We start from the raw sequence: 24161 nt of genomic DNA on the forward strand, positions 1-24161 counted from the left end.
TCTTCTGGTTCACTCGCTGACGCTCGCTCACCGTGCGTGCTCTTCGAAGAAGTGCCGGTTGCGTTCGGCGTCATCGTGCGCGCGCTGCCCCGCCAGTTGTTCGAGCACCTCGGTGGCCAGCACGCCACCGCGCACGGCACCGGCATCGTCCACTGCCACGCCGATTCCGGACGGCGAGGAGATCGCGGCGTCCAGTGCCTGGCGCAGGTCACCGGCCGGGGTGAACAGTGAGCCGCCCGCCGACACGCTGTCGGTGAGAGCGCGCCCGGCGCGCAGACCCTCGACACCGGTCACGTCCACCCAGCCGAGCGGCTTACCCGCAGCGTCGACCACCAGTACCCACTCGCCCTCGTCCAGCCGCAGTGCGGTGACCTCGTCCGCCGCCGCGGTCCGGATCTCGTGCAGCGGAACGTCGTTCGCGGCGCGGAAGGACAGCCCGCGGTAACCGCGGTCGCGGCCGACGAAGTCGGCGACGAAATCGGTGGCGGGCTGGGCGAGCAGATGCCGCGGCGGGTCGTATTGCTGCAGCACACCGCCGCGGCCGAACACCGCCACCCGATCGCCGAGCGTGATCGCCTCATCGATGTCGTGCGTGACGAACACGATGGTCTTGTGCAATTCGGCCTGCAGTCTTTGCATTTCGACCTGCAACTCGGCGCGCACCACCGGGTCGACGGCACTGAACGGCTCGTCCATCAGCAGAATCGGCGGGTCCGCCGCCAGCGCGCGGGCCACGCCGACGCGCTGCTGCTGCCCACCGGACAGCTGCGCCGGGTAGCGACCGGCCAGCGACCGGTCCAGGCCCACCCGGTCCAGCACCTCGAGCGCGGCGGCGCGGGCGGCGCGGCGCGAGTCGCCGCGCAGCACGGGCACGGTCGCCACATTGTCGACGACCGTCCGGTGCGGCAGCAGGCCACCGCTCTGGATGACATACCCGATGCCGAGGCGAAGACGTACCGGATCGAGCGTCGAAATGTCCTCTCCGGCAATGCTGATCGTGCCGGAACTGGGGACGATCATGCGGTTGATCATCCGCATCGAGGTCGTCTTCCCGCAGCCGGAAGGGCCGACGAACACGGTGAACGAACCGGATTCGATGCGCAGGTCGAGGTCGGCGACGGCGTGTGTGCCGTCCGGATAGGTCTTGCTGATACCGGAGAACTCGATATCGGACAACGGTTTTCCCTCCCTAGCCGACCGGCTTGTTCAGCCCCTGAGCGGCGACCCAGGCCGCGGCGGCGGCCTTCGGCTCGGTCTTGCTCGTGCCGGAGACGGCCTCGTTCAGTTTGATCAGTTCCGCGGTGGTGAGTTCGGCCGACACCGCGTTCAGCGCGGCCAGCGCCTTGTCCGACTTCTTCGCCGCGTTGAACAGCGGGACGACGTTCTGCGCGGGGAAGTTGTGCTTCGGATCCTCCAGCACCACGAGGTTGTTCTGCGCGATGGAGGGCGAGGTGGTGAAGATGTTGGCCGCGGTCACCTGGCCCTCGACCAGCGCGCGCACCGTGGCCGGGCCGCCGCCGTCGGCGATCGGCACGAAGTTGTTCGCGGCGATGTCGAGGTTGTAGTTCTTCTTCAGGCCGGGCAGGCCGCCGGGGCGCTCCTGGAATTCGGCGGGCGCGCCGAATTTCACCTCGGCCGAGTGCGCGGCCAAGTCGCCGATGGTGCGCAGGTTCCAGCGTTCGGCGGTGGCGCGGGTGACCACGACGGCGTCGGAATCTTCGCCGGGCGCGGGCGTGCCGATGGCCAGGCCCGAGCCGAGTGCCGTGCCGAGCGCGTTGTCGATGTCGGCGGCGCTGGTGGCGGTGGCGTTCTTGTCCAGGTACTGCAGCAGGTTGCCGGTGTACTCGGGAATCACCGAAATGGCGCACTGCCGTACCGCCGGGATGTAGGCTTCGCGACTACCGATGTTGAGCTTGGTGTCGACGGCGAATCCGTTGACGCGCAACACCTCCGCGTACACATTGGCCACGGTTTCGGACTCCGGGAAGTTCGCCGAACCCACGACCAGCCCGTCCCCCGAACAGTCGCCGCTCGCGGCGAGCGGATCGGAATTGCCACACGCGGACAGGACCATCGCGACGGCGAGGGCCGCGGCGGCGGCGAGGACACGAGCGGCACGCAACACGACGCGCCGACGCCCGGCGGCGTCGAAGGTGCGGGTGGATTTCACGGGAGTCCCTTCCGGCAAGACGGCGGTGCGCGGTCTCGGTGCCGAGCGGCCGCCGGTACATTCTGGGTGTCCATACTGCCCGCTTCCAGGTTTTTCCGTTGCCTGAGTCGAATCGTCGGAGAGTTGGTGTCGCCGGATGGTGTTGGCCGCGTCACAGCGGGTACTGGCCCGATTCCTGGTCCTCGCGTCGGTCGCACTGGTCGTATCCTGCGGGAACGACCAGCCGGGGCCCTCGATCACCGTCGGGGCGGGCGATTCGGCGGAGTCGGTGGTGCTCGCCGAAATTTATGCGGGCGCGCTGGCGCGGACCGGTGTACGGACGGCGGTCGCGCCGCGTCTGGGCGGTCGAGCGGACTACCTTGCCGCCCTCGACGCCGATCGGGTCCACGTGGTCGGCGAGCACAGCGGCGCGCTGCTGGCCCATCTCGACGAACACGCGACCGCTCGCCCGCCGAAAAGGGTGGCCGACGCGTTGAGCGCCGCGCTGCCCGAAGGGCTGGTGATCTCCGACATCGCCGACGGCGCCGATCTACGGCCGCGGGTGGTGCTCACCACGGAGGCGGCGGCGCGCGACAAACTACGGTCCGTCGGCGATCTCGCCTCCCGTTGCCGTGAGCTGACCGTAGGTGTGGCGTCGATGCCGGGCGTGCTGCCGCGTCCGGCCACGCTCAATCGCGTCACCGGGTGCGCGTTCGCGTCCACTGTGGCATTCGCCGATCCGGCCGCGCTGCGAAAAGCATTGCTGGACGGGCAGATCCAAGCCGGTCTGCTGACCGGTCCGCCCGAGCTCGCTCCGGGCGCGACCGATGGGCTGACCGTGCTGTCCGACGACGACTACGCCGTGCCCGCCGAGAACGTGCTGCCGTTGTTTCGCAAAGGGCTGCTCGACGAGCGGCAGATCAAGAAACTGAACTATGTCGCGGGTGAGCTGACGACCGACGAACTGGCCGCCATGATCCGGCGAGTCCGGGAGGACGGCGTCGCGCCGGGCGACGTGGCCCGCGGCTGGTTGGACGAGCACGCTCTCTAGCCGATCCGTCGCGCTGCCGCCTGTTCAGCATCCGCTCCGGTTTCGTGACCTGGTCTTCTTCCGGCAACGGGTTGCGTTCGATGTCGCCCGCGCGGGTGGCCGTAGATCAATTCGCCAGGGAGTTCGGGATGCCACGAACTCGTCTCGGCGGTGGTGCACGGAAGATGTCGGAAATCGCGCGATAGATGTCGCCTCCGACACTGCCTCAGCGGCAATCCTCGGCCTAGGCTTCTTGTCAGGCCCTCGATCGGGCCACCGGAAGCGAAGCCACGCAGTACACACTCCCGCGCCAGCAACGGCGCTGGTGGAAGGTCGCCAACGATGTCGGCCTTGCGACGGGAGCTGAATCGAGAGGCCATCGAGACTCGTATCTCGATGGCCTCTCGTCGTGGGTTCGGCTGAATGGGTTGGCGTGGCCGCGCCGGAGATGATGTGTTGCCGATCACCGCGGGGGTAGAGCCTTGTCGGCCGCCCGCTCCACGCGGTATATTCCGTATGGAATATACGGTACGGAGGATGTCGGCGCTCGGAGCTACCGTTCGGGTCGAAGGGGCGGGCTCGGCGTATCCGTCAAGGGCCGGACGAATGATCGACGGAGGTGACGACGCATGGGCCAAGCACCGGTGACGCCGTTGGCGATCGCTGTGCTCGCGCTGCTCGAGGAACGACCCATGCATCCGTACGAGATGTATCAGACGCTGATCTCCCGGCGGGAGGACAAGCTGGTAAAAGTGCGGCCAGGATCGCTGTACCACACGGTGTCCCGGCTGGCCGACCAGGAATTGGTCCGTGCGGAGGGCGTCGACCGGGCGGGTAACCGGCCAGAGCGCACCACCTACCGGATCACCACGCGTGGCAGGGACGCGCTGCGCAACCGTATCGCCGAGATCGTGCGGCAACCCATCCCCGAGTATCCGGTCTTCCCTGTGGCGCTGGGGGAGCTGCACAATCTGCCCAAGCCAGAGGTGCTCGCGCTGCTGCGCGAACGGATCGGTGAGCTGGAAATCGAACTGGCCGACTCCGACATGTTGATCACGTGGGCCGAGCAGCGGGCCGTCCCGCGTCGCTACTGGATCGCCCTGCCGTTCACCCGGGCCATGCTCGCCGCCGAAGCCGCCTGGGTCAAGGAGTTCGTCGCCGAATTGGACAGCGGCGCACTCGAATGGGAGGACTTCGACCCCGAGACCGGCGCGCGCTCCGAACCGAGCGGCGCACGTCCGGCCGTCGCCTCCACCGCCCGGCCACCGGCGCCGGACGGTGCCGTGGCGAACTCCGTCACGAGTTTTTCGGATGATCCGAGTTAGGAACGAAATACATGTCCACCCAACGTAATCCGTGGCCGGCGCTGGTCGCGCTGGTTGTCGGATTCTTCATGATCCTGCTGGACATGACGATCGTCGCGGTCGCCAATCCGGCGATCATGACCGACCTGCACGCCGACATCTCACAGGTGATCTGGGTGACCAGCGCCTACCTGCTCACCTACGCCGTGCCGCTGCTGGTCACCGGCAGGCTGGGTGATCGCTTCGGCCCCAAGAACATCTATCTGATCGGCCTGGCGGTGTTCACCGTGGCGTCGCTGTGGTGCGGCGTGTCCGGCAGCGTCGGCATGCTGATCGCCGCCCGCGCCGCACAGGGTGTCGGCGCCGCGCTGATGACGCCGCAGACCATGGCCGTGATCACCAGGACGTTCCCGCCGGACCGGCGCGGCGCGGCCATGGGGCTGTGGGGCGGCGTCGCGGGCCTGGCCACGCTGGTCGGCCCGATCCTCGGCGGCGTGCTGGTGGACGGACTCGGCTGGGAATGGATCTTCATCGTGAACGTCCCGGTCGGTGTGGTCGCCTTCGCACTGGCCGTCTGGCTGGTGCCCGCGCTGCCGACGCATGAGCACAAATTCGACATTCCCGGCATGCTGCTCAGCGGCGTCGGCATGTTCCTGCTGATATTCGGCATCCAGGAAGGCAACAGCTACGACTGGTCGCCGCGCATCTGGCTGATGATCGGCGCGGGCCTGCTGGTGCTCGCGGTGTTCGTGGTCAATCAGGCCCGCAACACCGGTGAGCCGTTGTTGCCGCTGGGTCTGTTCCGCGATCGCAACTTCGCGCTGTCAAATATCGCCATCGCCGCGATGGGCGCGGCGGTGACCTCGCTGATGGTGCCGGTGTACTTCTATCTGCAAGCCGTGCGGGAGATGTCGCCGACCAAGTCCGCGCTGGTCTTCGCGCCCATGGCGATCGTGACCGGCGTCGCGGCCCCGCTGGTCGGCAAATTCGCCGACCAGCTGCACCCGAGGGCGGTACCCACGGTCGGCTTCGGCCTGTTCGCGGTCTCGGTGTTCTGGTTCTCGGCGATGATGGAGCCGGACTCGTCGCTGGTCTGGTACCTCGTCGCCGCAGGATTGGCCGGATTCGCCAACGCCTGTATCTGGGCGCCGCTGGCAGCGACCGCCACACACAACTTGCCGGTGCAGCAGGCCGGTGCGGGCGCGGGTGTCTACAACACCACCCGCCAGGTGGGTTCGGTGCTCGGCAGTGCGGCGATCAGCGCTCTGATCGCGGCGAGAATGACAGCGAACGACCTCGGCGGCGGCGGTCAGGTCTCCGAAGGAGGCGCGGGCCAAGGCCCGATCCCGGACTTCGTGAAGGACGCCTTCAGCACCGCCCTCGGCCAGTCCACCCTGCTCCCCGCAGGCGTCCTGCTGATCGGTGCCATCGCCTCGGCACTGTTCATCCGCCACGGCCAATCCGCTCCCGCTGGCGCACCGTCCCCGGCGGAACCGGCCAAGGCCGATCTCAGCAGCTGAGCCCTCGGTGATGCCCGTCCGGAGAATGTTGGTGGGCGGGCGTCAGCGTGTCAGCATGCCGAGTCGAGTCCAGTCGATTTTGATCTCGATCGGCACATCGATCACGGTCTGTGAACCGGTCGGCTCCAGCTTCATATGCGGTCGGTAGTGGCCGAGCACATGGTCGAGTACGTAGATCTCGATCGAATCGACGCGATTATTCGACACCCAGACAATCCAGTACCACGGGATCCCGGCCAGCGCATACTCCGCGAGCTTGTCGGCCGTGTCCACACGCTCGGTGCCCGGTGAGACGACTTCGACCACCAGTTTGACCATGGAAGCGGGCAACGGCCGAAGTTCGGGCGGGGCGCATTCGAACAGCGCAATGTCCGACCGCCGAATTGTCACCCTCGGCAACTCCCACAGCAGCACGTCGAAATCCAAATCGACGTCCAAGCAGCCATCGCGGTATCGACTGACGTGAGCTTCGGCAGCGGTCTCGACAAAGTCGGCTATCCGGCGAGCGGACTTCTGATGCGGCCTCGTAGGCGACTCCGCCCGAACGGCTTCCCCATTCACCACCTCCACCAAGCGGCAGAAATCCTCGGGAAGCTTCTTCCAGATCTCCAACGTGATCGGCGCCGGCTGCAGGTTCTCCTCCCGCGCCCAATCCAAAACTTCGGACATGGCCCCCTCCTCGAACGGCCGACGACCACCGGGCTCGCTCGATCCTATCCGGTCGACAAAGCGTTCATTGCCTGCCACTACGAGACCATCCGAGATGCAAGTCAACCCACGCGGACGGTGATCGAGGGATGGCCGGTGGCGCCGTCGGGGATGACATCGCGGTGTTCGGCGGTCTGGGTTTCGCCGGTGCCGTCGATGGCGCGGGCGCGGATGGTGTGCGGGCCTGCGGGGGCGTCCCAGTCGAAGATCCACTGGCGCCACGTGTCGATGGACTGTTCGTCGGACAGGCGGGTCTGTTGCCATGGGCCGTCGTCTATCTGGACCTCGACGGCGCGGATGCCGCGGTGCTGTGCCCACGCAACGCCTGCGATGGGAACCCGACCCGGCGTGAGGCGCTTGCTGCCGCGTGGGGTGTCGATGCGGGTGCCGGTCTTGATCGGGCCGAGCGCCGACCAGCCGCGACGGGTCCAGTAGGCGGTGGCGCGATCGAAGCGGGTGACCTCCAGTTCGGTCACCCACTTCGTGGCCGAGACGTAGCCGTAGAGGCCCGGCACGACCAGACGCGCCGGGTAACCGTGTTGCACGGGAAGGGGTTCGCCGTTCATGCCGACCGCAAGCAGGGCGTCGCGTCCATCGGTGAGCACAGCGAGGGGAGTGCCCGCGGTCCAACCATCGGTGCTGTGTGATAGCACCATGTCGGCATCCGGGTGCGGGCCCGCTTCGGCGAGTAGCTGGTCCAGGCGGTAGCCGAGCCAGCGCGCGTTGCCGATCAGGTCGCCGCCGACCGGATTCGACACGCAGGCCAGGGTGATCAGGCGTTCCTCCACCGGCCGATGCGCGAAATCCGCCCAGCCGAGCCAGATTTCGCGGTCGACCATGCCGTGGATGCGCAGCGACCAGTCATCCTTGGACACTTGCGGCACGATCAGTGCGGTGTCGATTCGGTAGAAGTCGTCGTTGGAGGTCAAATACGGCGTCAGTCCGGGTACGCGCAGATCCGCACCGGGCGCTAGTGGCATAGCGGGTGCGGTCGGCTCCGGCAATTGCACCGCGGCCCGTTCACCCGACACGTCCCGCCGCCGCAGGCCCAGCAGCCGCCCGCCGATGCCCGTGACCACGGCCAACCCACCGGCTACCAACAGCCCTTGCAAGACCTGCCGCCGCTCCGGGCTGGAGTTCCTGCGCTCCGTTGCGTCGGATTCGTTTCCGGTCTGGCGGATTCCGCGGTCTTGCGAATCGGTCGACCGAGCCGCTGGAAGTTCTGCCGCGGCCGAAGCGCCCGCCGCATCGGCCTGCGCGTCGGAGGATGCCTGTTCGGCCATTCGGTCGATGCGGTGGGTCAGCACGCGCAGCGTGTAAATGCCAATGGCGACGCCGATGACAGTCGGCAATGCACCGCCAACTCCCGTCCGCGCCACGGCTACACCTGCGGCGATCACGCCGAAGGCGGCGAACAACCATGATCCCGCGGTGCGCGTCCCGCGCTCGGCCGCTCCCGCCAGCCCGGCGACGAGCGCGGCGAGGACGCCCATGATCAGATACAGCACGGCCTTGTCGTTCGTGCCGAATGTGGTGATGGCCCACTCGCGCAAACCGTCGGGCGTGTGGTCGACCACGGCCGAGCCGAGGGCATTGAGCGGGGCGCTGTCCGCGCCGAAGAAAGCCGCGAGCAGTTCGGCAATGCCCAGCGCCAGCCCCGCCGAGACGATCCCGGCCACCACCCGCAGTCGCAGCACGGCCATGGCATCGAGGCTACTGCCGAACCGCTGGCCGGATTGTGACCATTCGATGACGTGCGGCAGTCCGCGGCTATCCAGCGAACTCGTCGGCGAGGGTATTCCAGAACATCAGCTCGTAGCTCTGGAACAGCCGCGAGTACGTCCGGGCTTCGTCCGGGTCGAGCCGCCCGGAATCGAGACCGGCCTGTACCGCGGCGAGTGCTTTCTCCTCGATCTCAGTAGCGTCGGCGGTGTAGAAGTCGAAGAACGCGCACGCGTCGTCGTCGAAGCCATAGTGCTCGCGCATCCCAGCGGCGACCGCCTCGCAATACCGGCCGAAGGCGGCGAGATTCGTGTACAACGCGGCGATGACCGCAGCGGCGGCGCCGTTGAGCGCCAACCACGCCATGAAGGCCGGATACGCCTGGCAGCCCGGCCGCGGTTGCTGGGCGCCGGTGTCCGGACCGGCCGCCGCCACCAGACCGTCCAGCAAGTGGTGCGCCTGTTGCTCGCCCGGTGCGAGCGCGCTGAAGAAGGCGCGGGCGTGTGGCTCGTCGGCCCGCGCGGCCAACGTATGGACGCTGCGCCAGTCGCTGTCGGTGATGCGCAGTTCCTCGGCGGCGATGGCCGCCAACGTCGCTCGGGGCGCCGTGCCTGCCGCGATTCGCGGGACGAGGCGGTTGTCGTCGTATGGCGCCAGCTCTGCCCGGATCCGGTCGAGCAGTGCACGTGCGGGCTGTGTCCGTTCCGATCTCGTCATCGCAAACCTCCGGTGTCCTCGACGATGTCGGCTCCGATTGGGTCGACAAGCCTGCCTCCCTGCCCTCGCACGCGAAAGGCGCTGTCCGCGAGTGACCTTCGCGGACAGCGCCTCTCGGAAACCAGCTCAGTGGTAGATGCCCGCCACGTCTTCGGCGTGCTGCTTCATCACGACGGCGCGCTTGAGCGACATCTTCGGCGTGAGCTCGCCGGTCTCCTGGGTCCAATCGATGGTCAGCAGCCGGATCTTCTTGATCTGCTCGGCGTGCGAGACCTTCTTGTTGGTCTCGGCCACCGCGGCGTCCACCTCGGCGATAAGGTCCGGGTTCTCGATCAGCTTCTCGATGGGCGTGTCGGCGGGCAGGTTGTTGCGTTCCTTCCAGCCGGGCAGCGCCTCCGGGTCCAGCGTGATCAGCGCGCCGATGAACGGCTGGCCGTCGCCGACCACCATCACCTGACTGATCAGCGGATGCGCCCGGAGCTCGTCCTCGAGCAGCGCGGGGGAGACGTTCTTACCACCCGCGGTGACGATGATCTCCTTCTTGCGGCCGGTGATGGTGATGAAGCCGTCCTGGTCGATGGCACCGAGGTCACCGGTCTTGAACCAGCCGGCCTCGAAGGCTTCCTCGGTGGCCTCCGCGTTGCCCCAGTAACCGCTGAACACGACCGAGCCGCGCAGCAGCAGCTCGCCGTCCTCGGCGATCTTGGCGGCGTGCCCCTCGATCGGGCGTCCGACCGAGCCGACCCGGATGTGCTCCGGAGTGTTCACGGCGATGGCGGCGGTGGTCTCGGTGAGGCCGTAGCCCTCGTAGATGGTCACCCCGACGCCGCGGAAGAAGTGGCCGAGCCGCGCGCCGAGCGGGCCGCCGCCGGAGACGGCCGCCTCGCACTGGCCGCCGAGCGCCGCCCGCAGCTTGGCGTAGACCAGCTTGTCGAACAGCGCGTGCTTCAGCTTGAGCACCACGCCGGGTCCGCCGTTGTCGATCGCCTCGCTCCACGCGATCGCGGTGGCCGCGGCGGCGTCGAAGATTTTGCCCTTGCCGCCGTCGTGCGCCTTCTGCTTGGCGCTGTTGAACACCTTCTCGAACACACGCGGCACCGAGAGGATGAAGTGCGGCCGGTAGCTGCCGAACTGCTCGACCAGGGTGGACCAGTCAGCGGTGTGCGCGACGATCACCTTCGCGTCGAACGCGGCCAGCGCGACGGCGCGGGCGAAGACGTGCGCCAGCGGCAGGAACATGAGGGTCTTCTTGCCCTCGGCGACGTACTTGTGCAGCGCGATCACGTCGGACTTGGACTCCGCGTAGAGGTTCGCGTGGGTCAGCATGACGCCCTTGGGGCGGCCCGTGGTGCCCGAGGTGTAGATCAGGGTGGCGGGGGACTGCGCGCCGACCTGGGCGCGACGGTCGTGCACGGCCTGGTCGTCCAGCTCGGCGCCGCGGGTGATCAGCTCGTCCAGCGCGCTCTTGTCGATCTGCAGGATCTCCCGCAGCTCCGGCAGCGATCCGGACTCGATGTCGTCGATCACCTTGCGGTGCTTGTCGCTGTCCAGGATCAGCAGCTTGGTGGCCGAGTCCTGCAGGATCCACTTGGCCTGCTCGGCGGCGGAGCTGTCGTAGATCGCGACGGTGCAGCCGCCCGCGGCCCAGATCGCGAAATCGAGGACGGCCCATTCGTACCGGGTCGGGGCCATGATGGCGACGCGATCGCCGAGTTCGAGGCCCGAGGCGATCAGGCCTTTCGCCGCGCCGGTGACGGTCGTCGCGAACTCCGCGGCTGTGACGTCCCGCCAGCCGCCACTGCCGTTCGGCACGTTGAACAGCACCGCGTTCGGCGTCTGCTCGGCGTGGCGGAAGACGTTGTCGGAATTGTTCGCGTCATCCGGGATGGTGTAAGAAGCCGGGACTTCGAACTCTCGCATCACTGCCCTTCCACGTGGGTTTACTCGCCAGTAATCTACGACACCTGTGCCAGGGCCGTGAGGTCGACCACCGAATTCGGATCCGCACATTACCGCCCGGTACGGATCCGCTCCGCTGCTCATCCTAGTTCGCGCAGGTCCGCGGGTTGGAGCGCTTCGCGCAGGAATCCGGCGAGCTCACCCAACGCGGCCGCCGCGGGTGCCGCCAGCGCGGCCTGCAGCTGTGCGACGTGCCACAAGCCCTTGCTCTCGGTGAACTGGACATGCACGCCCGCCGCCCGCAGCGCGGCGACCAGATCCACGCACTGCGTGTGCAGCAGCTCGCTGACGTCGACTTGCACATAAGTCGGCGGCAGACCGCGCAGCTCGCCGGTCAGGGGTGCGTAAACCGAGTCGGCTGGGTCCCCGTCGCCCAGATAGGCCGCCGCGCAGGCGCGCGACCACGGCTTGCTGATCACCAAGTCGCGCTCGCGATCCGGGATCCGGTTGGGATCCGACCACGGTGCGATCAGGCCGAGCGCGGCAGGAGTGGATCCATGCCGCGCGATCAGCCGTTGCGCCAGCGCCAGCGAGAGACCGCCGCCCGCGGAATCACCGGAGACGGCGATCTGCCCCGCGTGGTAGCTCGCCATCAGCTCCAGGAACGCGGCCTCGGCGTCGTCCAGCGCCGCGGGGAACGGATGCTCCGGTGCCAGTCGATAGTCCAGAACGTAGACCGCGCAGCCGGTGTCGCGCGCCAGCCGGGCCGCCAGTGAACGGTGGGTCGCCGTCGAGCCGACCGCGTACCCGCCGCCGTGCAAGTAGAGGACGGCGCCGTGATCGGAGGTGTCCGCGAAGCTGATCCGCTCGACGGGCCTGCCGCCCAGGCGCAGGCGTTGCACGATGCTGCCTTCGGGCAGCAGTTGCGCCCGCGAACCGATGTCGAGCAGCCTGCGCTGCATCGGAAACGGCAACCGCTTGTTGAGCGTGATCCGGAAGATCGGATTCAGTACCGCCCGCGCGACCGGCAGCGGAAGGTTGATGTCCCGCATGATTGTCCCTCGAATCCGGATCAGGGCAGGAAGCGGCGTTCGACGTTGGCGGCGATCCGCTGGTAGCCCGACGCGGTCACCCGGACGAACAGATCCAGCAGCTTGGCCTCCCAGCCGATCAGCACCCGGCCGTGGCCCTTGCGCACCCCTTCGGCAATGGTCTGCGCCGCCATCTCGGCGCTGTGGATAGCCAGCTTCTTGTCGAACATCGACGCGGCCGACTTGCTGTCGATGCCCTCGGCATAGGTGGCGTTGCGCGCCACCGCGGTCTTGATGCCGCCGGGATGCACGCAGGTGACCTTGACCGGATGCCGTGCGACCAGCATCTCCTGCCGCAGTGATTCGGTGAAGCCGCGCACCGCGAACTTCGCCGCGTTGTAGGCGCTCTGGCCGGGGATCGCGATCAGGCCGAACAGGCTGGACACATTGACGATGTGACCGTCGCCGGACTCGATGACCATCGGCAGGAACGCCTTGGTTCCGTTGACCACGCCCCAGAAATCGACGTCCATGACGCGCTCGAAGTCCTTGAACTCCGAGCGGATCACCTCGCCGTGGTGGGCGATGCCCGCGTTGTTGTAGACCTGGTGCACCGTGCCGAAGTGCGCTTTCACCGCGTCGGCGTAGAGCAGGACCGCTTCGCGCTCGACCACGTTCAACCGGTCGGACTTGACCTCGGCGCCGAGCTGCTCGCAGCGGCGCACGGTCTCGGCCAGACCCTCGACGTCGATATCGGACAGCGCCAGTTTGGCGCCGCGCCCGGCCAGATTCTCGGCCAAGGCGCGGCCGATCCCGGAGCCCGCTCCGGTGATCACACACACTTTGTTCTCGAAGTAAGCGTCCTTGCTCACCGTGCCACTGCTTTCAGATCGGATCGGGAAATGGAGATGTCGTACGCCGCCACGTCGAATGTCCTGGTCTGCCGACGGAATTCGAAGGTGAAGTCCGGCCACAGCGTGGTGTTGTTGCCGTGCTTGTCCAGGTACCAGCTCGAGCACCCGCCGGTCAGCCAGACGCTGCCCGCCAGCTTCGCCTGCAGGTCGGCGTTGTAGGCATCCTGCACGTCGCGGCGCACTTCCACGGTACGCAGGTCGAGGCGGTCGATGGTGGCCAGCGCGGCGGCGATGTAGTTGATCTGCGATTCGATCATGTACACCATCGAGGTGTGCCCGAGGCCGACGTTCGGGCCGAGCAGGAAGAACATATTGGGGAAGTTGGCGATGGAAGCGCCCTTGTAGCCCTGCTGGCCGATCTCGTCGAACACCTCCGAGAGGGTGCGGCCGTCGCGGCCCGCGATCGTGTCGTAGGTCGGCGAGTCGGTGACGTGGAAGCCGGTCGCGACGATCAGCGCGTCGATCTCGCGCTCGGTGCCGTCCTTGGTGACGATCGAGTTCCGGCGTACCTCGGCGATGCCGTCGGTGACCACGTCGACATTGGGCCGCGACAGGGCCGGGTAGTAGTCGTTGGAGATCAGCATGCGCTTGCAGCCGATCCGGAAGTTCGGCGTGACCTTGGCACGCAGCCGCGGATCGCGAATCTCGTAGCGCAACTTGGCCTTCGCGAGCATCTCGAACACCTGCATCATGGCGGGCAGCTTGGCCAGGCCGACCACCTGGGTCTCGCGCGCGGCGTAGATGGCCGCGCGGGATAGTCGCTGGAAACCGGGCACGTGCTTGAAGGCGAGCCGCTCGGCCTTGGTATAGGGACGGTCCAGGCGCGGCAGCAGCCACGGCGCGGTGCGCTGGTAGACGTCCAGGTGGCCGACCTTCGGGGCGATGGCGGGCACGATCTGGATGGCCGAGGCGCCGGTGCCGATGATGGCGACCCGTTTGCCGGTGAGGTCGGCGTCGTGGTTCCAGCGGGCGGAGTGGAAGACCTCGCCTTCGAACTGGCTGATGCCCTTGATGTCCGGCAGCGCGGGTTCGCAGAGCGCGCCGACCGCCGAGACCACGCTGTTCGCGGTGAAGTGGCCCTGGGTGGAGTCGATCTCCCAGAGCGCGGTGTCGTCGTTCCAGCGGGCGCCGGTCACGTCGCAATCGAAGATGTGCTTGTCGCGCACGTCGAAGCGCTTGGATACGTCCTCGATGTACTGCTGGATCTCGCGCTGGCGCGAGTACGACCGCGACCAGTTCGGATTCAGCGCGAACGAGTACGAGTACAAGTGCGAGGGGACGTCGCAGGCCGCGCCGGGGTAGGTGTTGTCCCGCCAAGTGCCGCCGACCTCGCTGCCGCGCTCCAGGACGAGGAAGTCGTTGCGACCCTCTTGGGTCAGCCGGATAGCCAGACCCAGACCCGAGAACCCGCTGCCGATGATGATCGTCCTGGCGTGGCGCGTGGGTCGGTCGGCGACAGCATTGTCTGTGACCTTGCGACTCATGTAACCGAGACTACGGTCCTATTGAGCGCGAGTCAACAGTGTATTGACTTGCGTTCAGTAGGATGATCGGGTGACCAGAACCCAGGGAGAGGCGACCAAACGCACTCGGCTCAGCCCGGCCGAACGTCGCGAGCAGCTGATCACCTTGGGCGCCAAGATGCTCGGCGAGCGCGCCATCGAGGACATCTCCGTCAGCGAGATCGCCATCCAGGCCGGGATCTCGCGCGGCCTGCTGTTCCACTACTTCCCGACCAAGCAGGATTTCCTGCTGGCGATCGCGCGCCACGCCAACGCCGAGTTGCTCCAGCGCGTCGCCCCCGACCGCGCCCTGGGCGTCTTCGGGATGCTGCGCGACTCGATGGAGCGCTACATCGACTACGTCAGCGAGAACCGCACCTCATACTTGGCGTTGCTGCGCGGCCCCACCAGCGTCAGCCCCGACCTCGCGGCCCTGGTCGACCAAACCCGCGACGCCATCATCGGCATCATCCTCGCCGAGGTACCGGTCCCGATCTCCGAGGCCGACCACCCGCGGCTCTGGCTCGCCATGCGCGGCTGGATCGCTTTCGTCGAGGAAACCACCCTCACCTGGTTGAGTACGGAACCCATTTCCCGCGAACAGCACATCGATCTACTGGTCGAATCCCTTATCGCCATAGCGCTTTCCGTCGACCCGGCCCTCGCGGCCGCGTTGCGCGGGTGACCGGGCCTCGAGCCGGCGTCGGATCAGTGGTGGTCGGCCGCGTCGCTGGTGGCGAGTTGAGCCCGGCATGCGTTTCGGATCTCGAATGAGAGTTGTTGCGCTGTCCGGCGCCAGCTGGCTCCCCACTCGTCTTCGAGCGGGATATCTGGCCGAGCGGAAGTGCGATGACGCTGTCGGCGTAGCCGGTTCGGGCGACGAGCTCGCAGACTTTGTCCAGGATCCATCTCTCGCTGGCTCGGTTGTCGGCGTGTATGCGGGCCAGTTCGGTGAACGCCACCTGGGTCGCAGCTGTGTCCGACTGCGGCTCTGCCCCCACACGGCACCGGACACGCCCTTCTGCTGCCAATAGACCGCTCTTGCAGTGTTTTTCGCGTTTTCGCCGGAAATCGTGTCGAATACCGTCGAATGGTCGATTCCGTGGACGTGATGGAGGTGGCCGCTGATGCTGGTCATCAACGAACGAACGACGGCAACGCGATCCGAGCGGCGTGTGCTCGGCTGGCTGCGTAGCTGGACAGGGCAGTACGTCATTGTGGGAGTAGCGATCTCGGGTTGCTACTTACCGGACCGCAAAGGCGACGGCGAGGCGCAGGGAGCCGACCTGGTTGTGATCACGCCCAGGGCCGCGGTGGTGATCGAGGCGAAGGGCACCGTACCGGAAGCCATGACCGGCGTCCTCTCGGTGCAGGCCAACGGGCGCTGGCGGCTGTCCGGGTTCGAGGGCGACCCGATCGACGTGCCTGACAGCGACAGCAGCCCGTTCGACCAGGTCACGAACAACGTCTCGAACCTGAAGGAACTGGTGCGCAAACATCACCCCGACACCTACGTCGACGGGCTGATCGTCGTAGTGCCGCCCAGGGAATCGACCGTCACGCTCAACATCGAGTCGCGGCGTAAGGGTTGCGGGGTGGTGCTCGGAAGCACTCCCGCCGAGCTGCGTGCGTGGTTCCACCGCACCGCGAGCCGCAATCTCATCTGGACGGCCGAACGTGCGCACGCCGTGCTCAGCGATTTGAACCTGGTCGATCAGGTCAGCATTGAAGACCTTGTGGCGGACGGTTTTCCGCTGGAGCGGGCGCTGCGTGGTGATGCGGGCGCGATGGTGCTCGAAGAAGCAGCGCCGGGTGGCGGCACGCCTTCCGCGGAAAACTCGGACGCGGCCTGCGTGCCTGCTCATGAGGACGTGCCGTCGTCGCACTCCACCCGCGAGCGGCCGGTAGCACCGCAGCTCAACGCACCCGGCTCGTTGCAAGCGCCCGAGAGCGATGACGCACAAGACGAGACGGCGCCCGCGTCGGACCGGCCGGTATCGCCGCTTGCCGAAACACCCATGCCAGCCCGATCCGACGCATTGGAAGCTGTGTCGTCAGACGAAACAGCCGGTTCCGGTCCAGAAGGCGGCCAACGCGTGCACAGCTCGCCGTCGTCCATCGCGGATCGGCAGTTCGATACCGCTGAGGGACCCGAAGACGACCCGGAGCCGGTTTCGACATCGGATCGCCTGCCTCCGAGGCTCGCACAGTCGAAACCCGCCGAGCCGGACCCCTACACGCTGGAACCCGCCGAATCGCCACCATCGGAGCCCCTGCCATCAGGCGCAACAGTGGATTTCGCTGCCCAATCACCGCCCCCGTTGTCGTCACCCTTCACCGACCGGTGGTCGTCCTGGATCGAGTCCGACACCCAGCCATTGCGCCCACCCGCCACGCCATCACCCCTGTCGAGCGAGCCGCCGTGGTGGTCCGCCGCCGACGCCGAACCGCGTCCACCGCGACGGCCCACCGTACCGCGCCTCGTCGAACGTCGACCGCGCATCGCCGACCTCCGGCACATGATCACCGTGCCTCCACGCACCCGCACCCGCACGGCCGACCAACCGCGCCCGATCCGCCATCGTCCCCAACAGATCGCGGCCGTGGCATTGATAGCGCTTGTCATCGGCACGATCTGGGTGCTGGCCGCCGCCTGCTCCACCCCCCAGGGCGACGCAGTACAACAGACCCCATCGCCCGCGTCGACCACCGAGCCCCCGCCGCCCACAGAGGTGGCCCCACCACCGCCGACCGTCACCGAAACCCCGGCTCGATTCGATCTGCTGCCGCTGTGCCTGCCGTTCCGTTCCGATTGTTGAATCGCTGCACGGCATTCCGACAGCGGGACGAACAAAGTGGGATGCCACCGCCCAACGCGACAGGTTCACGGCTCGAGGTAGAGGCGTTCGCAGGGGAGGCGATCGAGGCCGTGCGTAGGGCCGGGAATGACGGTGATCGGTTCGCGCTGGCGCGCGTGCCATTCCGCGATGAAGCGGAGGGCAGCGGTGCGACAGGCGACGTAGTCCAGACGGGCTCCCTGCAGGAAGATGCTGAGGTGGAGATCGGGCTCGCCGGGGCGGGGTGTGGAGGGACCTGTCATCGGGCGCAGGCGATCAGGGCGTCGAGCACCGTCTTCAGGCATGGCCGGTAGCCGTCGCGAGCCGGTTCTATCCATCGGCGGTAGCTGCCTTGATCCGCAGGTGAGGGGAGTGCGACGATGCCGAGGGACGGGATGATCAGCGAGTTGGTTCGCAGCAGGGTGCGCGCGTAGGGCGAATGATCGTCGGCCTCAGCCGAATAGCCTGTGAGAAATGTGTACCGCCGCGATCGGTGCCACACGATCGGCCCCGCCCATGACCGGGCGAGCAGGTACTCACGGATCGCGTGTCCGAGTGGTTCCGGAGTGGTGAGCGCACGGACTCGACCGCCTATGGTGACTGCGATACGCCCGGATTCATCTATGTGGCAAGGCAATTGGCATACGGTTCGGTAGTAGTGACAGCGGCCGAGCGCGTCCGCCACGACGGATGCGGACATGGTGACCCCCTGGATGCTTGTTGTCGTCCTTGTAGCGGTGCCCGACACCGGGGGCGTTTCGCCACCGGCACGCCACCCTGGCGGGCTGGTGCGCCGCGGAGGCGCGGCGTCAAGCCCGGTGCCGGGCGCCAGGGCCAATAGTTGGGGAGCGAGGACGGGTTTGCTATGCCCCGCCGGATTAGCCCCATTGGGGCTTGACGTCGACAGTTCGGTGGGTTTACGTGGCAGAACGCAGGTGCCTGGCGGGGTTACCAATGCCGAACGAGCAGGCATTGGGCAACTGAACGGGACGAGCGCGACAGGGCCGACCATTCGACCAACGACGGTGAGAAAGCGGCGCTATGACGGGGAGAAGCTGCACGATATGCGGTGGGACGCTGAAGGAAGTGAGTCGTGGCACGATGTGCTCAACGTGCATGCGTTCTGCCGGGCTGCGCCGACCGATGTCGCCGGAGTTGTATGACCAGCCATACGTGAGGGATGCGTTGGCAGCCTATGACTTCGGCATAGTGTTCACGGCGATCCGCGAGTACACGGGTCTCAGTCAGACGCAACTTGGTGCGCTGCTCGATCTGGGCCAACCACGAGTATCGGCGGTCGAACGCGGTGAACGTCGGATCGGGCATGTCAAGGTGGTGGCGCGGATGGCGTCACGACTGGGAATTCCACCACATCTCCTGGGCTTTCCCGTCGAAGGCGGCGGTAGCCTTTCGATGAAGGAGGTGAGTTGGGTGGACCGACGGGATTTTCTGGTCCTGGTAACCGCCGCCACGCTCGGCTCCAACCTGCACCCGGAACTGGCTCGGCTGGGCAATAGCCTGCCTGGCGATTCGATGCCCAGTATTCGAACCCGTCTCGGGGCGGCCGACATCGACGCGATCGAAGCCATCAGTGAGGGATTCCGGCGTTGGGATATGGCCCACGGTGGTGGATTCTGCCGGGCAGCTGCATTTGCGCAGGTACACCAGGTTCGTGCGCTCGAGAACGCCGATTGCACTTCCGACGTGCGGACGCGGTATTGGATTGCTGCGGCGGGGCTCGCCGCGACCGCCGCTTGGCTGGCGTATGACGTCGAGGATCACGATTCGGCGCGCCGATTGTGGGCGTATGCGCTTGATGCTACGTACAGGGGACAGGACCACCCGCGCAGCACCGATCTGGCGGTGACCATCCTGCTGGACATGACCCACCAGTCATTGCACCTGTGGCGGCCTGACTCGCCCGACGACGATGCTGGTCGGCGCCGCCAAGAGGCGCTGGCGCTCGCGCGACTTGCCTCGACAACCGCTGGCAGCCGGAAGCATCCGGTCAGCACGATGACGGCGGGATACATTTCGGCCGTGACCGCGTGGTGCTGGGCGGCGCTCGGTGAGGCTGAACAGATGCGGCGGGCAATGGGCACGGCCGAGGACCTCTATGGAGTCGCCAGTGTCGACAACACTCCGCCATGGGCGTCGTTCGTCACGCATGCGGAAATTACTGCGCAGCAAGGACACTCGTACTACCTACTGTCGTTGACTGATTCGACTGCCGCGCCCGCGGCCATAGAGCAACTGACTGCTGCGATCAACGGACACGCGATTGAGCATGCCCGGAGTCGTGCCGTAGCGTTGCCGACGCTCGCTGGTGCATACCTCCAGGCTGGTGACTACGACAGCGCGGCGACCTGTGGCCGTGACGCGATCAGCGCGGTTGCGGCGCTGTCATCAGAACGCTGCTGCACGCGGCTGCGTCACCTCGATACCATCGCCGCTCGCTACGATCGCAACCCTTCGGTCGCTGACATGCGTGAGGAGATCCGCATGGTTACTCCTCTCGCGCTGTGATCGACGACAGTGGACTTCCCGGCCCTGATGCGCTGAGAGCTGCATGCGCCGCATTCGGGGTTGCCTCGGATGGCGCGCAGCTGCTGCACCACCGGTCGAATGCGGTGTACCTGCTACCGGGCGAGGGCAACGGCGGCGTGGTTGTGCGGCTCGCTCCGGACACAGACCTTCGGCGGGCACGCGCTAGCACGAGCGTCGCCATCACACGGTGGCTGAACGAACGTGACGGTGAGCCGATCGGGCTATGCCCTCTTCCCTGTGAGCAACCCGTCATCACGGCCGGGGCGGTCGCCACCTTCTGGCCATACTGTCCGACACGCACGCCCGCAACGTCGACGGACATCGCTATCGTGCTCCGGTGGTTACACCGTCTGCCGCGCCCACCTTTGCCGGTGCCCGAATACAGACCGTTGCATCGGTTGCATGAGGCGCTGGCCTTGGATGCCAGCAGGGCGCTCCCCGTACTGAACGTCGATGACCGTGTATGGATCGCCACCCGCGCCGAAGAACTCGTCAACGCCTACCATGCCGCCGAATTTCCCCTGGGGTACGGCTTGATCCACGCTGACGCGCACTCCGAGAACGCCGTCCAGACCGACCGCGGGTTTGTCCTGATCGACTGGGACCAGTGCTGCATCGGTCCACGGGAACTGGATCTGGTCAGCGGGCTACCTGATCATTTTCATGAGCCGGAGAACGGCCGACGTCGGTTCCTCGACGCCTACGGATACGACCTTCTGGCTTGGTCGAAGTGGCACCTGCTCCGTGACATCGCCGAACTGCACTCTGTCGGCGCGTATATCCGGCTGGCGCCTGACAAGCCCGCGGCAGCCGAACAGCTCAGGGTACGGATCTTGTCCCTGCGCAGCGGGGATCGCAAGGTGCGGTGGACGGCGGTGTCGTGAGAGACATGACGGGGTCGCTGCTGCGGGTGTTGGCCCGCAGCGGCACCTGGTCGGTACACCGCTAGCCGACTGGATAGGTTGCCGAGATTGTGGTCGGCCTTCATTTCTCTTACGAATTACGATTCACAAATCGTATCGGGTAGATGAGATTCTCTCCGATTCCCGACGGGCTCCACATCATCTGATCGCCCGCACTCGCGGGTGCAGTGGTCACAGATGGTGCAGCGATAGCTCAATCGGCAGAGCATCGGACTGTTAATCCGACGGGTGCGGGTTCGAATCACGCTCGTTTCACAGGAGGAGCCGGGCAGGGTATAGCCCGGCTCCTCCGCTTGCTTCGGGGGCCGTCGGTGCGCCTGCGGTAGTTCACCTTCAAACCGGACGAGAGATCCCTCGTGTGATTGGACGTCCGAGATCTGCTGTGGCCGTGGCAAGTTCACCATTGGCGGGAACAATATAGGGTGCGCATGGTGAGTATACGAACCACCAATCCTCTTGCCATACTCGGGCGATCGCGGGGAATCGGATCGAGGGGGCGTAAGCGAGCTGCGGCAGGTGTCGCGCTCTGCGCGGTATTTTCCGTTGCTCCGGTTCTGGTCGGTACAGGCGCGGCAAACGCCTCCTATCTGGTGCCCTGCTGGTACGGGCCGGTGGAAAGCCGCCTGGAGGTGGACTGCGAGAACCGCGACTTCACCCCGGCCACAGTGAAGATCGACGCCTGGTGCTCCAACTTCGCCTATACCGGCTGGCAAGAGCGAATGGCACCGCAGGGCCGCACGCACGTCACCCGCGACTGCGGACCGGGCGCCCATCCGGTCGTGTGGTTTGTGGGTGGTAAGAGCGACTGGGAGGAACTCAACGATCGTCTGGACGAGTTGGAGCGCGACCGCGACTCGCACCGTCGTCATCGGAACAGGCACGATCGTTAGCGTCAGCAGGGTGCGTCTCGCCACGTTGCCGCCGTGCTCATGAGCTTTCGCGGAACTCCACTCCATCTTCAAGCCCATGTCCGTCGGACCGCAGACGAACTCGCCTGTTTACGCTGACCTTGGTGAAATCAACGAAACCCAGCGACAAGCTGCCGGTCGCGGCAGCCCAATAGGTCGATACCGAATTTCCCGCTGCCATCAGATCATTCCTTTCGGGAGCGGCACATGCGGCGGGTTCGGCACCGGGCCGAATTGTGTCGGCGGCTTTTCCGGACCCGGCACATCGTCGGTACTGTTCCACTCATGGAACGGCCGAAATGCCGACTCGCCGAGGCCAATGTCGTGGTGGTACGGCAGGTTCACGCTGGGACCCCATGACCGTCCGGACACAGCCGGGTCGATTACTACCGTACGAGTGTTGCCCTGCGGATCGTCCTGGTACACCTCGAGGGAGGGGTAGTCCGTGCGGGTGCCGTGCACTTCGACCCCCGTGTCTCCCGGCTTGAGGACGAGGTCGCCGTTCACGGTCACTGGGTGGTCGTCGATTTTCGTGGTTCCCGGCGGGTTGGCGGTCCAGTCTGGTGCGAAGGGATTTCCGGCTTCGTATCTGATCCGCACCGAACCGTCCTCGGCCTGCCAGACTTGACCGGTGGGGACACCGGCTTGTACCTCGCCCGGAGTGCCATCTGGGTTCTGGCGAACCGACGGGTTCTGCCGCATCACGACAATCCCGTTCTCGTAATCTATGTAGGTGGCGACCTTGGCGTGCTCAGGGTCGAAGTTGGGGTCGGCCGTGCGGTTGTCGCCCAGGTCTCGTTGTGGAGGCGGCCAACTCGTCACGTCGCGCTGTTCGATGTATTGTGCCGTCCGCACCACTCCCTGACCATGCACAGGCTCGATCCTCACCACTCGGATCTCGGGTGGCACACCCTGGAACTTCGGCGTGTAACTGTTCGGGTTAAGCGCGTGCGCAGTTTGCCAGTCGGTCGGCGTCGTCGGTGGTCGACCGAATACGTTCTCGAACGCCGCCGCTGCGGCCTGGGTGCGTTCGGCGTCGAAGCCGCCGTCGATATTGACACCCGGCTGCCGCTGATACAGAGGCCCATCGGCGCCATCGCCACCGGATCGCCGTCGCCGAACATTTCACCGCGTGACCGCACCTCGTCGGCGGCCTGCTTGATCACGTTCACCGCGTCATCCTGGGCACTGACCATCTCGTTGAGCGCCGTCGTAATCGCCGTCTGATGAGCCTGCACGCCATCGTCGCTGTTACCGGATACGGCGGTGACAATCCAATCGTCGGCGACGTTGAAGCCAGCCGCGGTTGCTTCGGTCACCTTGCCGATCACACCTCGCGGTAGTTCGTCATCGAGGTTCCACCGTGGACCATGGCGTCGCCGAGTACCTCGACTTCGTCCGCCACCTTGTAGGCGGTGTCACGATCGCCTGCGACCCGGTCGTGGGCCGACCAGTACGCCTCGCCATCCCAGTGCGAGCCTGCATCCCGAATCTGGGTGCCCATCCGCTCGGCCAAACTGCGGAACTCCGCATTGCGCGCCTTCATCTGGTTGCCGGCTTCGGTTATCGTCCACGGCTTCCACGACCGGACCTGGGGCAATGTCGGAACACTGCCCTCCATCAGCGACCGCCGCCCATCGCGGCGATCCGGTCACGGAATTCCTGGTCGGTTACCTCATAGGCGCCAGCGCCGCCTTTGCATATGTTCGATACCCGCTTGCACCGCATCGCCATCCGGAGCCACGCTCCCTCGACGTACTCACCGGCAGTCGCGCAGACCCCACCCAACGGCGAACTCGACATCGCGGCGGTCACGGCATCTGCCATGGTGCGCACGTCCAAGGCGTCGGCCTTGGTGCCGATGTCGTCCATCGACGCCGCAAGCGCCCGCAATTGATCTGGAGCCACCCTCATGGCCAAGTCCCCCCTCATGTCGGCTTGGCTGCCACACTACTTGTACGCGAACGGGGGTCGATCCGGTTCCCAACTCGACACATCACGCTACGTAAGGTCGGCGGCAGCTACGACGTCCCTGTCCTCGGTTAGCTTTATTGCCTTGACGGCGGACTCGGCGACTTTCGACTGGCACCGTCGCCCAGCACCAGCCGATCACGATGGATGCACCCAGGCGCAAGCTTGGTCGTCGTCTCGGTGCCGGTGTTGGCCGAAGCGGTTCGCCTGGCTCGTAGACGTTTCGGCTTCTATGCACGCAACCTCATGGATTACCTGTTCACACAAGTCGAACGCGTCAGGTTCACCATCCCCGCAAACTCAGATCCAGCTGCTTCGCGCAGCACGGATGGTCGAGAAGCGCTATGCCGACCTGCAACTCGAATCTTCCGACGCGCTCACTGTGTCTCGCCGCCGAATACCAAACCGACGCAATCCTCACGATCGATCACATTCGGCAAACAGATCGACTGCTCGACAGGGTCGCAGGCGGTGATCCG

General features: G+C 66.3%; 23 protein-coding genes and 1 tRNA gene. 9 read left to right on the forward strand and 15 right to left on the reverse strand.

Annotation, left to right across the window (positions count from 1 at the left end; genetic code table 11):
- Positions 1 to 27 precede the first annotated feature (27 nt).
- The gene (locus OHA40_RS21620) at positions 28 to 1176 is read right to left on the reverse strand and encodes an ABC transporter ATP-binding protein (RefSeq protein WP_330228705.1); all 1149 of its coding nucleotides are present in this window, start codon (positions 1174 to 1176) and stop codon (positions 28 to 30) included.
- Positions 1177 to 1189: 13 nt separating this feature from the next.
- Positions 1190 to 2074 carry an ABC transporter substrate-binding protein gene (locus OHA40_RS21625; protein ID WP_330234316.1) on the reverse strand — a complete coding sequence of 295 codons (885 nt, stop codon included), beginning with the start codon at positions 2072 to 2074 and terminating at the stop codon, positions 1190 to 1192.
- 232 nt (positions 2075 to 2306) lie between these two features.
- Here OHA40_RS21625 and OHA40_RS21630 point away from each other — a divergent pair, with 232 nt between their 5' ends.
- The 3 genes from OHA40_RS21630 to OHA40_RS21640 all read left to right on the forward strand — a co-directional run bounded on the left by OHA40_RS21630 (position 2307) and on the right by OHA40_RS21640 (position 6003).
- Positions 2307 to 3200 carry an ABC transporter substrate-binding protein gene (locus OHA40_RS21630; protein ID WP_330228706.1) on the forward strand — a complete coding sequence of 298 codons (894 nt, stop codon included), beginning with the start codon at positions 2307 to 2309 and terminating at the stop codon, positions 3198 to 3200.
- 608 nt (positions 3201 to 3808) lie between these two features.
- Positions 3809 to 4504, forward strand: a complete 696-nt coding sequence (locus tag OHA40_RS21635) for a PadR family transcriptional regulator (RefSeq protein WP_330228707.1) — start codon at positions 3809 to 3811, stop codon at positions 4502 to 4504.
- Between the two features lie 11 nt (positions 4505 to 4515).
- Positions 4516 to 6003, forward strand: a complete 1488-nt coding sequence (locus OHA40_RS21640) for a DHA2 family efflux MFS transporter permease subunit (protein WP_330228708.1) — start codon at positions 4516 to 4518, stop codon at positions 6001 to 6003.
- A gap of 42 nt (positions 6004 to 6045) precedes the next feature.
- On the opposite strand, the gene OHA40_RS21645 is transcribed toward OHA40_RS21640, so the two are convergent.
- The 7 genes from OHA40_RS21645 to OHA40_RS21675 form a co-directional block, all read right to left on the reverse strand.
- The gene (locus OHA40_RS21645) at positions 6046 to 6672 is read right to left on the reverse strand and encodes a Uma2 family endonuclease (protein ID WP_330228709.1); all 627 of its coding nucleotides are present in this window, start codon (positions 6670 to 6672) and stop codon (positions 6046 to 6048) included.
- 101 nt (positions 6673 to 6773) lie between these two features.
- Positions 6774 to 8414: a molybdopterin-dependent oxidoreductase gene (locus OHA40_RS21650; protein ID WP_330228710.1), complete on the reverse strand. Its 1641-nt coding sequence runs from the start codon at positions 8412 to 8414 to the stop codon at positions 6774 to 6776.
- 67 nt (positions 8415 to 8481) lie between these two features.
- Positions 8482 to 9150, reverse strand: coding sequence for a hypothetical protein (locus OHA40_RS21655; protein ID WP_330228711.1), 669 nt, complete (start codon positions 9148 to 9150; stop codon positions 8482 to 8484).
- Between the two features lie 126 nt (positions 9151 to 9276).
- A complete protein-coding gene (locus OHA40_RS21660; protein WP_330228712.1) occupies positions 9277 to 11070 on the reverse strand; it encodes an AMP-dependent synthetase/ligase in 1794 nt (597 codons plus the stop codon).
- Between the two features lie 119 nt (positions 11071 to 11189).
- Entirely contained in the window at positions 11190 to 12101 is a 912-nt protein-coding gene (locus OHA40_RS21665) for an alpha/beta hydrolase (protein ID WP_330228713.1), read from the reverse strand.
- Positions 12102 to 12121: 20 nt separating this feature from the next.
- Positions 12122 to 12952 carry an SDR family NAD(P)-dependent oxidoreductase gene (locus tag OHA40_RS21670; protein ID WP_330228714.1) on the reverse strand — a complete coding sequence of 277 codons (831 nt, stop codon included), beginning with the start codon at positions 12950 to 12952 and terminating at the stop codon, positions 12122 to 12124.
- Complete coding sequence (locus tag OHA40_RS21675) at positions 12949 to 14478, reverse strand: flavin-containing monooxygenase (RefSeq protein ID WP_330228715.1); 1530 nt, start codon at positions 14476 to 14478, stop codon at positions 12949 to 12951. The genes OHA40_RS21670 and OHA40_RS21675 overlap by 4 nt, the downstream gene beginning before the upstream one ends.
- 70 nt (positions 14479 to 14548) lie before the next feature.
- Here OHA40_RS21675 and OHA40_RS21680 point away from each other — a divergent pair, with 70 nt between their 5' ends.
- The gene (locus OHA40_RS21680) at positions 14549 to 15181 is read left to right on the forward strand and encodes a TetR/AcrR family transcriptional regulator (RefSeq protein ID WP_330228716.1); all 633 of its coding nucleotides are present in this window, start codon (positions 14549 to 14551) and stop codon (positions 15179 to 15181) included.
- 442 nt (positions 15182 to 15623) lie between these two features.
- Positions 15624 to 17315, forward strand: a complete 1692-nt coding sequence (locus tag OHA40_RS21685) for an NERD domain-containing protein (protein WP_330228717.1) — start codon at positions 15624 to 15626, stop codon at positions 17313 to 17315.
- 65 nt (positions 17316 to 17380) lie between these two features.
- On the opposite strand, the gene OHA40_RS21690 is transcribed toward OHA40_RS21685, so the two are convergent.
- Both OHA40_RS21690 and OHA40_RS21695 read right to left on the reverse strand, forming a co-directional pair.
- Positions 17381 to 17596 carry a hypothetical protein gene (locus OHA40_RS21690; protein ID WP_330228718.1) on the reverse strand — a complete coding sequence of 72 codons (216 nt, stop codon included), beginning with the start codon at positions 17594 to 17596 and terminating at the stop codon, positions 17381 to 17383.
- Positions 17593 to 18033, reverse strand: coding sequence for a hypothetical protein (locus OHA40_RS21695; RefSeq protein WP_330228719.1), 441 nt, complete (start codon positions 18031 to 18033; stop codon positions 17593 to 17595). Before OHA40_RS21695 ends, OHA40_RS21690 begins: the two co-directional genes overlap by 4 nt.
- A 416-nt stretch (positions 18034 to 18449) precedes the next feature.
- Between OHA40_RS21695 and OHA40_RS21700 the strand changes: the two genes are divergently transcribed.
- The 4 genes from OHA40_RS21700 to OHA40_RS21715 all read left to right on the forward strand — a co-directional run bounded on the left by OHA40_RS21700 (position 18450) and on the right by OHA40_RS21715 (position 21693).
- The gene (locus OHA40_RS21700) at positions 18450 to 19859 is read left to right on the forward strand and encodes a helix-turn-helix domain-containing protein (protein ID WP_330228720.1); all 1410 of its coding nucleotides are present in this window, start codon (positions 18450 to 18452) and stop codon (positions 19857 to 19859) included.
- A gap of 137 nt (positions 19860 to 19996) precedes the next feature.
- Positions 19997 to 20764, forward strand: a complete 768-nt coding sequence (locus OHA40_RS21705; protein ID WP_330234317.1) for a phosphotransferase family protein — start codon at positions 19997 to 19999, stop codon at positions 20762 to 20764.
- Positions 20765 to 20985: 221 nt separating this feature from the next.
- Positions 20986 to 21058 (forward strand) — tRNA-Asn (locus tag OHA40_RS21710).
- A 176-nt stretch (positions 21059 to 21234) separates the two neighbouring features.
- Positions 21235 to 21693, forward strand: a complete 459-nt coding sequence (locus OHA40_RS21715) for a hypothetical protein (protein ID WP_330228721.1) — start codon at positions 21235 to 21237, stop codon at positions 21691 to 21693.
- Between the two features lie 198 nt (positions 21694 to 21891).
- Here the strand turns inward: OHA40_RS21715 and OHA40_RS21720 are convergent, their stop codons facing one another.
- The 4 genes from OHA40_RS21720 to OHA40_RS21735 are packed head-to-tail and all read right to left on the reverse strand — an operon-like array spanning position 21892 to position 23625.
- On the reverse strand, positions 21892 to 22584 hold the full coding sequence (locus OHA40_RS21720; RefSeq protein ID WP_330228722.1) for a hypothetical protein: 693 nt from the start codon (positions 22582 to 22584) through the stop codon (positions 21892 to 21894).
- 11 nt (positions 22585 to 22595) lie between these two features.
- Complete coding sequence (locus OHA40_RS21725; protein ID WP_330228723.1) at positions 22596 to 23030, reverse strand: hypothetical protein; 435 nt, start codon at positions 23028 to 23030, stop codon at positions 22596 to 22598.
- An 8-nt stretch (positions 23031 to 23038) separates the two neighbouring features.
- Entirely contained in the window at positions 23039 to 23332 is a 294-nt protein-coding gene (locus OHA40_RS21730) for a hypothetical protein (protein ID WP_330228724.1), read from the reverse strand.
- Positions 23332 to 23625 carry a hypothetical protein gene (locus OHA40_RS21735; RefSeq protein ID WP_330228725.1) on the reverse strand — a complete coding sequence of 98 codons (294 nt, stop codon included), beginning with the start codon at positions 23623 to 23625 and terminating at the stop codon, positions 23332 to 23334. The genes OHA40_RS21730 and OHA40_RS21735 overlap by 1 nt, the downstream gene beginning before the upstream one ends.
- Positions 23626 to 24161: the final 536 nt, after the last annotated feature.

The sequence above is a fragment of the Nocardia sp. NBC_00508 genome (assembly GCF_036346875.1).
Classification (GTDB): domain Bacteria; phylum Actinomycetota; class Actinomycetes; order Mycobacteriales; family Mycobacteriaceae; genus Nocardia.

Bases quoted from the DNA above. Each gene is read 5' to 3' on its own strand.
- OHA40_RS21625 (WP_330234316.1), bottom strand. From the start codon at position 2,074: ATGGTCCTGTCCGCGTGTGGCAATTCCGATCCGCTCGCCGCGAGCGGC.
- OHA40_RS21630 (WP_330228706.1), top strand. From the start codon at position 2,307: ATGGTGTTGGCCGCGTCACAGCGGGTACTGGCCCGATTCCTGGTCCTC.
- OHA40_RS21635 (WP_330228707.1), top strand. From the start codon at position 3,809: ATGGGCCAAGCACCGGTGACGCCGTTGGCGATCGCTGTGCTCGCGCTG.
- OHA40_RS21640 (WP_330228708.1), top strand. From the start codon at position 4,516: ATGTCCACCCAACGTAATCCGTGGCCGGCGCTGGTCGCGCTGGTTGTC.
- OHA40_RS21645 (WP_330228709.1), bottom strand. From the start codon at position 6,672: ATGTCCGAAGTTTTGGATTGGGCGCGGGAGGAGAACCTGCAGCCGGCG.
- OHA40_RS21650 (WP_330228710.1), bottom strand. From the start codon at position 8,414: ATGGCCGTGCTGCGACTGCGGGTGGTGGCCGGGATCGTCTCGGCGGGG.
- OHA40_RS21655 (WP_330228711.1), bottom strand. From the start codon at position 9,150: ATGACGAGATCGGAACGGACACAGCCCGCACGTGCACTGCTCGACCGG.
- OHA40_RS21660 (WP_330228712.1), bottom strand. From the start codon at position 11,070: ATGCGAGAGTTCGAAGTCCCGGCTTCTTACACCATCCCGGATGACGCG.
- OHA40_RS21665 (WP_330228713.1), bottom strand. From the start codon at position 12,101: ATGCGGGACATCAACCTTCCGCTGCCGGTCGCGCGGGCGGTACTGAAT.
- OHA40_RS21675 (WP_330228715.1), bottom strand. From the start codon at position 14,478: ATGAGTCGCAAGGTCACAGACAATGCTGTCGCCGACCGACCCACGCGC.
- OHA40_RS21685 (WP_330228717.1), top strand. From the start codon at position 15,624: ATGCTGGTCATCAACGAACGAACGACGGCAACGCGATCCGAGCGGCGT.
- OHA40_RS21690 (WP_330228718.1), bottom strand. From the start codon at position 17,596: ATGACAGGTCCCTCCACACCCCGCCCCGGCGAGCCCGATCTCCACCTC.
- OHA40_RS21695 (WP_330228719.1), bottom strand. From the start codon at position 18,033: ATGTCCGCATCCGTCGTGGCGGACGCGCTCGGCCGCTGTCACTACTAC.
- OHA40_RS21700 (WP_330228720.1), top strand. From the start codon at position 18,450: ATGCGTTCTGCCGGGCTGCGCCGACCGATGTCGCCGGAGTTGTATGAC.
- OHA40_RS21730 (WP_330228724.1), bottom strand. From the start codon at position 23,332: ATGGAGGGCAGTGTTCCGACATTGCCCCAGGTCCGGTCGTGGAAGCCG.
- OHA40_RS21735 (WP_330228725.1), bottom strand. From the start codon at position 23,625: ATGAGGGTGGCTCCAGATCAATTGCGGGCGCTTGCGGCGTCGATGGAC.